The following is a 10834-nucleotide window of genomic DNA, read 5'->3' on the forward strand; positions in this document are numbered from 1 at the left end:
AAACAGGGCTGGTACATGTTCAAAAAGCTTCGTGGAGTATTTTCCAACGACCTATCCATCGACTTAGGTACCGCCAACACTTTGATTTACGTAAAAGATCAAGGGATAGTCTTGAATGAACCGTCTGTGGTGGCGATTCGTCAGGAAGGGCCTAACGCCAAGAGCGTGGCCGCAGTTGGTAGTGCAGCTAAGCAGATGCTGGGGCGTACCCCTGGCAATATCAAGGCCATTCGCCCGATGAAGGACGGTGTCATCGCCGACTTTATGGTGTGTGAGAAGATGTTGCAGCACTTTATTAAACAGGTGCATGACAGCGGCATTTTCCGTCCCAGCCCACGGGTACTGATTTGCGTGCCTTGCGGCTCCACTCAGGTTGAGCGTCGTGCCATTCGCGAGTCGGCCCTGGGTGCCGGTGCCCGTGAGGTGTACCTGATCGACGAGCCGATGGCCGCTGCCATTGGTGCCGGCCTGCCGGTATCGGAAGCCACCGGCTCCATGGTGGTCGATATCGGTGGTGGTACCACCGAGGTGGCCATCATCTCCCTCAACGGCGTGGTGTACTCCGCCTCCGCCCGTGTCGGTGGTGACAAGTTCGATGAGGCCATCATCAACTACGTGCGCCGCAACTACGGCAGCCTGATTGGTGAAGCCACCGCCGAGCGCATTAAGCACGAAATCGGTTCCGCCTACCCGGGTGAAGAGGTTCGTGAGATCGAAGTGCGTGGCCGTAACCTGGCCGAGGGTGTGCCGCGCAGCTTTACCCTTAACAGCAACGAAATTCTTGAAGCGCTGCAGGAGCCGCTGTCCGGCATCGTCAGCGCCGTGATGACCGCCCTGGAGCAATCGCCGCCGGAACTGGCGTCGGACATCTCCGAGCGGGGTATGGTGCTGACCGGTGGTGGCGCCATGCTGCGGGATCTGGATCACCTGCTGCAGGAAGAGACCGGTATCCCGGTTGTGATCGCCGATGAACCCCTGACCTGTGTTGCCCTCGGCGGCGGCAAGGCGCTGGAGATGATCGACGTTCACGGCGGCGATATCTTTGCCGAAGAGTAAGCCGCAGGCCCCCGCCCAATGAAGCCCTTTTTTATTCGTGGCGCCTCACCGCAATACCGCCTGTTTATGGCGGTATTGCTGTCTCTCGCCCTGATTTTGGCCAACGATCGTCTGCTGCCGATGCGCTCGGCGCTGGCCACCCTGGTCAGCCCGTTGCAGCACTTTGCCAACGTACCGGCGGTGGTGATGGACCAGCTGTCCACCAACCTCTCCAGTCGCTCCAACCTGCTGCGGGAAAATGAACGCCTGCAGCAGCGGCAGCTGTTGATGAGTGAGCAGTTGCTGAAGATGGCCAACCTGCAGGAGGAGAACGCCCGCCTGCGTGCGCTGCTGCAATCCTCCACCCGTCAGGATGCCCGTCGCATGGTGGCGGAGGTGATGTACGTCGATCGGGATCCCTTTAAAAATCAGGTGCTGATCGACAAAGGGGTCAACGAAGGGGTGTACGTGGGCCAGCCAGTGCTGGACGACTCCGGTGTGGTGGGGCAGGTGACCGAGGTGTCGCAAACCACCGCCCGAGTGCTGCTGATCGCCGACTTTACCCACGCCATTCCGGTGCGGGTGGCGCGCAACGACGTGCGGGCGGTGGCCAATGGCAGCGGCAAGCTGGATCTGCTGCAGCTGACCAATGTGGCCATGAGTACCGACATCAAGGTGGGGGATCTGTTGATCTCCTCCGGCCTGGGGCGGCGCTTTCCCGAAGGCTACCCGGTGGCCACCGTGACTCAGGTGGTGCGGGATGAAGGCATGACCTGGGCTCAGGTCTCGGCCGAACCGGTGGCGCACCTGGATCGCATTCGTTATCTGTTGCTGTTGTGGCAGCACGAAGTTCAGGGCCCGGCGTCCTTGGAGAGCTCCGATGGATAAGCCGCAACGTTATAGCCTTATCTGGATCACCATTCTGGTGGCCCTGTTTTTACAAATCATGCCATTGCCTCAGGTGGTGGCCTCCTGGCGTCCGGACTGGGTGCTGCTGGTGCTGGCGTACTGGACTCTGGCGTTGCCCCACCGGGTGGGCATCTTTACCGCTTTCGTAGTGGGACTGCTGCTGGACGTGCTGTTGGGGGCAACCCTGGGAGTGCGTTCGCTGGCGCTGTCGGTGGTGATCTACCTGGTGGCGCTGCAGTACCAGAAACTGCGCCACTTTTCCTGGGTGCAGCAGGTCAGCATACTGGCGGGATTGAGTCTGGCCAGCCATTTACTGGTATTCTGGGCGGAGTACCTGCACAGCGGCGTATCGCTGTCGTGGGAGTACCTTCGTCCCGTCGTCACCACGCCGTTGTTGTGGCCCTGGGTATTCTGGTTGCTGCGACGGATTCGGCGTCACTACAAGGTGAAGTAACATGACACAGATTCAGTGTTTCCTAGCTTCCTCGTCCCCCAGGCGCAGAGAGTTGCTGGGGCAGTTGGGCTATCGGTTTGACTGCGTCAGCCCGCACATCGATGAAACCCCGGCGCCGGGCGAAGGTCCAAAACAGTATGTCCGTCGTCTGGCGGCAGAGAAGGCTCGGGCCGGCCAGGCGCTGGTCAGCCAGCCCTTGCCGGTGATCGGCTCCGACACCATCGTGGTGCTGGATCAGCAGATTCTGGGTAAGCCGATAGACGCTGCCGATGCCATGGCCACCCTGCAACGCCTTCAGGGGCGCAGCCACCAGGTGATGACCGCCGTGGCCTGCGTGCAGGGGGATCGCATCGAACAGGCCCTGGTGATCACCGAGGTGACGTTCTGCGCCATGAGCGAGGAGCAGATACGAGCCTATGTCGACAGCCAGGAGCCCATGGACAAAGCCGGCAGCTACGGCATCCAGGGGCTGGGGGGCGCCTATGTGCAGGCCATCAATGGCAGTTACTCTGCCGTGGTGGGGCTGCCCATGGTGGAAACCCGTCAACTTTTACAACGCATTTAACCGGGAGGCCAGGTGCAACCGTCTTCAGTCGTTGGAACCGAGCTACTAATTAACGTCACCCCTACCGAGAACCGGGTCGCGCTGCTTGAGCGTGGCCAGTTGCAGGAGGTGCACATCGAGCGCCGCGGTAAGTTGGGCATTGTCGGCAACATTTACCGGGGCAAGGTCACCCGGGTGCTGCCGGGCATGCAGGCGGCGTTTGTCGACATCGGCCAGGACAAGGCGGCATTTTTGCACGCGTCGGACATCATCCCTCACACCGAGTGTGTGGCGGAGCCGGAGAAGAAACAGTTTCAGGCCCAGGACATTGCCACTCTGGTGCGCCCGGGCCAGGACATCATGGTTCAGGTGACCAAGGATCCCCTGGGGACCAAGGGCGCCCGCCTGACCACCGACATCACCCTGCCGTCCCGTTATCTGGTGTTTATGCCGGGTGCCGCCCACGTGGGGGTGTCGCAGCGGGTGGAATCCGAGCAGGAGCGGGAACGGTTGAAGAAGATCGTCGGCCAGTTTGTGGATACCGACGGCGGGTTCATCATCCGTACCGCCGCCGAAGCCGCCAGCGAGCAGGAACTGGCCCACGATGCCGCGTTCCTGCGCCGAGTGTGGCGTAAGGTATCGGAACGGCGTCGCCGCCCCGGCGGTAAGGTCACGCCCCTGTATGAAGATCTGACTCTGCCACGGCGGATTTTACGGGATCTGGCCATCAGCAAGATCGAGCGGGTGCAGGTGGACTCTCGCCTGGCCATTGCCGAGCTGACCGAGTTTGCCGAGGAGTTCGTGCCGGAAGTGGCACCGGTGCTGGAACATTTCACCGGCCCGTCGCCGCTGTTTGATCTGTTTGATGTGGAGAATGAGATCCAACGTTCCCTCGAGCGTAAGGTGGAGCTCAAGAACGGTGGTTACCTGATCATCGATCAGACCGAGGCCATGACCACCATCGACATCAATACCGGCGCCTTTGTCGGCCATCGCAACCTCGAAGAGACCATCTTCAATACCAACCTGGAAGCCACCCGGACCATCGCCCACCAGTTGCGGTTGCGTAACCTGGGCGGGATCATCATCATCGACTTTATCGATATGACCTCGGAAGAGCATCGTAGCCGGGTACTCAGCACCCTGCAGGCGGCCCTGGATCAGGATCGGGTTAAGACCAGTGTCAGCGGTTTCTCTCGGCTGGGGCTGGTGGAAGTGACCCGCAAGCGCACCCGGGAAAGTCTGGAGCATGTGCTGTGCGGCGAATGCCCCAGCTGTAAGGGCACCGGCAGCATGAAGACCGTCGATACCGTCTGTTACGAGATGTTCCGTGAGATCATTCGAGTGGATCGTCAGTATGACGCCGATGAGTTTTCGGTGTACGTGGCGCCGACGGTGCACGATGCCCTGGTCGGCGACGAAGCCCATAGCCTGGCGGAGCTGGAGGTGTTTATCGGTAAACGGATCCGTTTGCAGCCTGAGCCGCTGTACAGCCAGGATAAGTTTGACGTGGTGATGATGTGACACTCACCGCGCGCGCGCGGCGTCTGCTCCGATTTTGTTGGTACGGTGCCGCGACGGTCATCGTCCTGTTCGCCTTGCTGGTCAGCGCGGTGCGTTCACTGCTGCCCGAACTGGACTCCATTCGCGATGATTTGACTCAGCAGATTCAGCAGCGAAGTGGCTTGGTCATGACGATGGAGCAACTGGGGGCCAGCTGGGAACCCAAGGGCCCGCAGTTGGTGATCAAGGCCTTCCATCTGCCCGCCCAGCAAGATCTCAACATCGACATCCAGGTTCAGGAGGCCGTGGCCCAGCTGGACTTCTGGCGTTCGTTGCGGGATCTGGATTTTCGTTTCGACCGGGTCACTTTCAACGGTGTCGAGGTGCATGTCCATGGTCCGTTGACCAACTCCGGCGGTGACAGCGGCAACGCCGTCAGCGCCTTTAAAAACACCTTCCTGCATCAGCTCAGCGAACTGAATATCTCCGAAGGGGTGCTGTACCTGCACCTGTCCGACAACAAGCCGGAACCCATTCACATTGCCAACCTGCAATGGCGCAACCGCGGCAACCGTCACCTGGGTGAAGGGCGGCTGTATCTGGATGAGACCAGCAACCTGGATGAAACCCTGAAGCTGGCGGTGGAACTGCGCAGTGCCCAGCAGCAGCGCTTGTTCGGGCGTGGTTATTTGCAAGCGGAGCAGTTGGATATCGGTGACTGGCTGGCTCGTCAGTTTGGTAACGGTTCTCGCCAGTTCCGTGGCGTGCTCAATATGCAGTCCTGGCTCAGTTTCGACGAGCAGGGGGTGCGTGGGGCACAGATCGCCTTTGGTGAGAGTGACTTCAGCTGGCAGCAACCGCAGGCACAGCGGATGGCCATCAAGGGCGGCAGCCTGGTGTGGACCCCCACGGCCACCGGCGGCGAGCTGTCCAGCCGTGATCTGCAACTGACCAGCAATGGTCAACCCTGGCCCGAGACTCGCCTGGCGCTGTCGCAGCAAGGCGACGACGTCAGCCTGTGGATGAATCGGTTGCCGCTGGACAAACTCAAGCCGTTGCTGGGGTTGTTACCGGGCATTAAGGATCGAACCCTGGCGGATCTGCTGGATGCCAACGGCCGCGGCCAGCTGGCCGACATCAAGCTGCAGCAGCGGCCAGACGGCTGGTCCGCGTCTGCCGGATTGAAGGATCTGGGCTGGGACATGAGCGGCAAGGTGCCAGGATTGTCCGGTCTCAACGGTCAGTTTGTCTGGCACAAAGATCATGGCCGCTTGAGCCTGCCCAAGCAGGATCTGGCCTTTTACTGGCCGTGGCAGTTTTCCCATACGGTGAAGTTCAGCGAGGTCTCCGGAGAGCTGACCATCGATCGGCAGCAGGGCTGGCTGGTGAAAACCGACAGCCTGAAGCTCGACGGCGACATCCTCAAGGCCGATCTCGAGGCCGCTTTGCTGCTGCCGGAGCAGGGCGCCACCAGGTTGCAGTTGTACGGCAATGCCGAACTGAAGCAGGCAGAGATGGCCGGGCGGTTGTTCCCGCGTAAGGCCATGGGCGAAGCGCTGTCGGATTACCTGTCCACCTCGCTGCAGGCCGGACACACCGACGATGCTCAGATTCTCTGGCACGGTGATTTTAGCGATTATCCCTATGACGGTGGTCAGGGGGTGTTCCAGGCCGGGTTTACCCTGAAGCAAGGCCAGTTCCAGTTTCTTCCCTCTTGGCCTGCCGTTACCGGCATCACCCTGCAGGCGCTGTTTGAAAATAAGCGCATGGATCTGTGGCTGAAACAGGGATTGCTGGACCAGGTGCCGGTTCAGGACGCTCACGTCTTTATTCCCACCCTCGACAGCAACGCGACCCTGACGGTGTTGGCCGGGGTCCGCGCCGACGCTCAGGCTGCCACCCAACTGATGCAGGCATCGTCGCTGTCGGCCTCGGTTGGGGCCACCCTGGCGCAGCTGAAGATAGAGGGGCCGGTGGCGACCAGCCTGGATCTGACCTTTCCCCTGGGAGCCGGGGTGGAGGATCAGTCGCCCGCCATTCTGGGACGGGTGGCGTTCTGGGATAACCCGGTGTATCTGACCGCCTTGTCGACACAGCTGTCCGGACTGCGTGGCGAGCTGCAGTTCAACGGCGACCAGGTGACGGCTACTGATCTTGGTGCCCGAGTGTTTAACCAGCCCCTGTCCATCAGTCTGAACACCGGTCGCAGCAGTGACACCGAATACCGGGCCGATCTGCAGCTCGGTGGCCAGTGGCAAACCGCCAACATCGATGAGAATAATGTCTTTCCGTTGTTTAGCCACCTTGAGGGCCAGGCTCGCTGGAGCGGCGATGTCGGCTTGGTTTTCCTGGAAGGTGGCGGCTATCGCTATGACGCTCAGATCAACAGTGATTTGGTGGGCCTGAACATCGATCTGCCGGCACCGGTAGGCAAGTCGGCATCGACTCCTTATCGGGCGGTGCTGGAGGTGCACGGCGATGACAGCGGTGCCGAGTTGCAGTTCAGCGAAGGGATGCGACTGGGGTATCTGGCTCAGTTCCGCATCGATGAACAGGGGTTCCACTGGCCCAATTATCAGCTGGCCATCGGTAAACGCCCCAGCCTGTATGGCGTCGAGGGTGGCTCCATCGATCTGGCCATGAGCGAGGTAGAGCTGACCGAGTGGCTGCCGTTGATCACCGCTTTCATCGATACCAGTTCCGATAAACAAGCCAGCATGGTGCCGCCGCTGACTCGAGTGCATGGCTCCATCTCGCGCCTGGATATTTTCGGTCTCTACTTCGATCAGACGTTGCTGGAAGGCTGGCCGGATGAATCGGGCTGGCGCTTTCGGGCGGAGTCGGATCAGCTGCGCGGGGACGTGCGCATCGGCAAGCAGTGGCGCCAAAATGGCATCGGTGTTATTGCCGATCGGTTGCAGTTGCTGTGGGACGGCAGTGATGACAGCCCACAGAAAGCCAGCGCCGATTTGATCGCCAAGATGCCCGGAGTCAGCATCGAAGTGGCCGATTTTTCGGTCAAGGATCTGCCTCTGGGGCAGTTAACGCTGACCGCCTCTCACACCGAGTCCGGTTACAGCGTCGATCGCATCGAGTTGTCGCGGCCCGAGTACCAACTGAACGCCTCCGGACTGTGGGTGGCGGATGGCGACCTGACCCGGTTCGACCTGGGCGGTGAGCTCAATAGCCCCGACTTTGGCAAGCTCAGTTCGGTGATCAAGCAGCCGCTGGGAATCAAGTCGTCGCCGCTGGATACCCAGTTTGCGGTCAGCTGGCAGAATGCGCCCTGGGAGCCGGACTACGCCAGCCTTAACGGCAGCCTTGGCTTTGAACTGGGTCAGGGCCACTTGTCGGAAGTCTCCGATAAGGGCGCCCGGATCCTGTCTCTGTTCAGCCTGGACTCGTTGCTGCGCAAGTTGTCACTCGATTTTACCGATGTCTTTGGTAAAGGATTTTATTATCAGTCCTTTAAAGGGGACATTACCTTCACTGACGGCGTCTCGACCACCACCAATACGGTATTGGACGGGGACGCGGGGGTGATGAAGATTAACGGTGACAGCGATCTGGTCAGCCATCAACTGGATTACCGCATCAGCTTCTCACCGGCCCTGACTGCCAGTGTGCCGGCGGTGGCGTTGATCTCTGGCGCGTCCCTGACCGTGGGGGTCGGGGCCTTTGCGGTGTCCAAGATTCTGGAGCCGGTGATCGAGATCATCACCCAGCTGAACTTCAAGTTGACCGGAACCTTTGAAGAGCCGATTCTGGAAGAGTTGGAGCGGGCTAAGCGGGAGATTCGCATCGTCGAAGACAGCCCCGCCCCCGAGACCAGCCCGAAGCCGGCGCCGGCCACCGAGGCGCAACCGCAGATGGAGGCGTTGCCGGAACCCCTGCCAGATGGGGACGGCAAAAGCGTCGGACAATAGCAGGATCACGGCCAGGAGGGCCCGATGCAGCTGTATGCACTGCAATGCTGTTCCCTGGAGCAGCCCAATGAGAATCTCAGCCAGTTGCGGCAGCTGATGCAGCCGTTGCTGGACCAGTCCGGCCCCAAACTGGTGGTGTTGCCGGAGTGTGCCCTGTGTTTTGACGGTCCTCCGGGTCAGTGGCAGGCGCTAGCCGAGCCTCTTGGTCAGGGGGCGATGCAGCAGGCGTTGTCGCTGTTAGCGAGCGAGTTTGGCTGCATACTGGTCGCCGGAACCATACCAATACGGGCCGAAGACGGCCGCGCCTATGCGGCCTCGTTGGTGTTTGATGAGCAGGGGCGGCGCATTGGCCACTACAATAAGATTCATCTGTTTGATGTCGATGTCGACGATGCCACCGGTCGCTACCGGGAAAGTGACACCACCTGCCCCGGTGATCACATCGAGGTGATCGACACCGCCGCTGGCCGCATCGGTGTGGCGGTGTGTTACGATCTGCGCTTTCCGGAGTTATTCCGGGCGCTGGCCAGTGCCGGTGCCGATGTGGTGGTGGTGCCCAGTGCCTTTACTCAAAAAACCGGCGCGGCCCACTGGCGCACTTTGCTGCAGGCTCGGGCGCTGGAAAACCAATGTTATGTGGTGGCGGCCAATCAGGCCGGTACCCATGGGCGAGGGCGGCAGACCTGGGGCCACTCGATGGTCGTGGATCCCTGGGGGCGGGTGCTGGATGAACTGGCGCAACAGCCGGGATTGGCAACGGCGCGACTCGATCAACAACGTATTACTGAGATTCGGCGAGCGATGCCGGTTCTTAACCACATTCGGCTTCCCCTGGGAGTCAGAGAAAGGAACAAGTGAACCCTATGACTCTTAAGAACGTGTCAGCCACTCTGCTCAGCCCCACCGGTTTGTCGGTGGACGATCTGGAGCGCACCCTGGCGCGCATCCATCAGCATAAGCTGGATTATTCGGACATCTACCTGCAGTCGGCCCGGCACGAATCCTGGGTGCTGGAGGACGGCATCGTTAAAGAGGGCAGTTTCAACATCGAGCAAGGGGTCGGTATCCGCGCCATCGATGGCGAAAAAACCGGCTTTGCCTACGCCGATGAGATCACCCTGGATGCGCTGCAGCAGTCGGCGGATGCCGCCCGGGGCATTGCCGCCGCCGGCGCCGATGGTCGGGTCATGGCGCTGAGCAACCGCCCCAGCGTACGTCGCTATCCGGCCGAAGACCCCATTCGTAGCTGGGAGCAGCAGCAGAAGTTGTCGTTGCTGCAGGAGATGGATCAGTATGTGCGGGCCCTGGATTCCCGAGTGCAGCAGGTGATTGCCAGTTTGTCGGCGGTGTACGAAGAGGTGCTGGTGGTGGCGTCCGACGGTACCCTGGCGACGGACATTCGTCCGCTGGTGCGACTGAACTGCTCGGTGATCATGGTGGACGGCGATCGCCGTGAACGGGGCAGTGCCGGCATGGGAGGGCGTTACGACTACGCCCAGCTGGATGCCAGCAATGACGATGACCGCCGCCGAGCGCTGGATCTGTGCCATCAGGCGGTGCGCATGGCCGAAGTGAATCTGCGGGCGGTGGATGCCCCTGCCGGAGAGATGCCGGTGGTGCTGGGTTCCGGTTGGCCCGGGGTGTTGCTGCATGAGGCGGTGGGCCACGGTCTGGAAGGCGACTTTAACCGCAAGGGCTCCAGTGCCTTCGCCGGTCGCATCGGTGAAAAGGTGGCCAGTGAGTTATGCACCATTGTCGATGACGGCACCCTGGACGGACGTCGAGGCTCGGTCAGCATCGACGATGAAGGTACGCCGGCGCAAAACACCGTGCTGATCGAGAACGGCATCCTGAAAGGCTACATGCAGGACAAGCTCAATGCTCGACTGATGGGCATGGCGCCCACCGGCAACGGCCGTCGTGAGTCGTACGCCCACATGCCAATGCCGCGGATGACCAACACCTACATGCTGGCTGGAGACAAAGAACCGGAGGAGATCATCGCCTCGGTGAAACAGGGGATCTACGCCCCTAACTTCGGTGGTGGCCAGGTCGACATTACCTCGGGCAAGTTTGTGTTTTCGGCCTCGGAAGCCTACCTGATCGAAAACGGCAAGATCACCACCCCGATCAAAGGGGCCACCTTGATTGGCAATGGCCCCCAGGCGATGCAGACCATCAGCATGGTTGGCAACGACCTCAAGCTGGATAACGGCGTCGGCGTCTGTGGCAAAGAGGGGCAGAGCGTGCCTGTGGGGGTCGGCCAGCCCACTCTGAAGTTGGATCGTCTCACCGTCGGTGGCACAGATTGAGTCTTTTGCACTGATTTGACTTAACAAAGGCGAGCTATGCTCGCTTTTTTATTTGCATTTATGCTTCACTCATCGGATCAGCTTATAATGCTTCTCCTTACGACTTTAATGGGTTTAAAATTAGAGTCATGACTCTAAGTACAGGATGCAC

8 protein-coding genes are annotated in these 10834 nt (G+C 60.5%); all 8 read left to right on the forward strand.

What is annotated here, in order from left to right:
• Positions 1–15 precede the first annotated feature (15 nt).
• The 8 genes from H598_RS0101700 to tldD are packed head-to-tail and all read left to right on the forward strand — an operon-like array spanning position 16 to position 10683.
• Entirely contained in the window at positions 16–1056 is a 1041-nt protein-coding gene (locus H598_RS0101700) for a rod shape-determining protein (RefSeq protein WP_028111456.1), read from the forward strand.
• An 18-nt stretch (positions 1057–1074) separates the two neighbouring features.
• The gene (mreC, locus tag H598_RS23010; protein WP_051252254.1) at positions 1075–1923 is read left to right on the forward strand and encodes a rod shape-determining protein MreC; all 849 of its coding nucleotides are present in this window, start codon (positions 1075–1077) and stop codon (positions 1921–1923) included.
• Positions 1916–2398: a rod shape-determining protein MreD gene (gene mreD, locus H598_RS0101710; RefSeq protein ID WP_028111457.1), complete on the forward strand. Its 483-nt coding sequence runs from the start codon at positions 1916–1918 to the stop codon at positions 2396–2398. Before mreC ends, mreD begins: the two co-directional genes overlap by 8 nt.
• 10 nt (positions 2399–2408) lie before the next feature.
• Positions 2409–2963 (forward strand): Maf family protein, encoded by a 555-nt coding sequence (locus H598_RS0101715; protein ID WP_281171295.1) that lies wholly within the window; start codon positions 2409–2411, stop codon positions 2961–2963.
• A gap of 12 nt (positions 2964–2975) precedes the next feature.
• Positions 2976–4466: a ribonuclease G gene (gene rng, locus H598_RS0101720; RefSeq protein ID WP_028111459.1), complete on the forward strand. Its 1491-nt coding sequence runs from the start codon at positions 2976–2978 to the stop codon at positions 4464–4466.
• Positions 4463–8371, forward strand: coding sequence for a YhdP family protein (locus tag H598_RS0101725; RefSeq protein WP_028111460.1), 3909 nt, complete (start codon positions 4463–4465; stop codon positions 8369–8371). The genes rng and H598_RS0101725 overlap by 4 nt, the downstream gene beginning before the upstream one ends.
• A gap of 24 nt (positions 8372–8395) precedes the next feature.
• Entirely contained in the window at positions 8396–9229 is an 834-nt protein-coding gene (locus H598_RS0101730) for a carbon-nitrogen hydrolase family protein (protein ID WP_028111461.1), read from the forward strand.
• Between the two features lie 5 nt (positions 9230–9234).
• Entirely contained in the window at positions 9235–10683 is a 1449-nt protein-coding gene (tldD, locus tag H598_RS0101735) for a metalloprotease TldD (protein WP_028111462.1), read from the forward strand.
• Positions 10684–10834: the final 151 nt, after the last annotated feature.

It is taken from the genome of Ferrimonas kyonanensis DSM 18153, assembly GCF_000425405.1.
Lineage (GTDB): Bacteria > Pseudomonadota > Gammaproteobacteria > Enterobacterales > Shewanellaceae > Ferrimonas > Ferrimonas kyonanensis.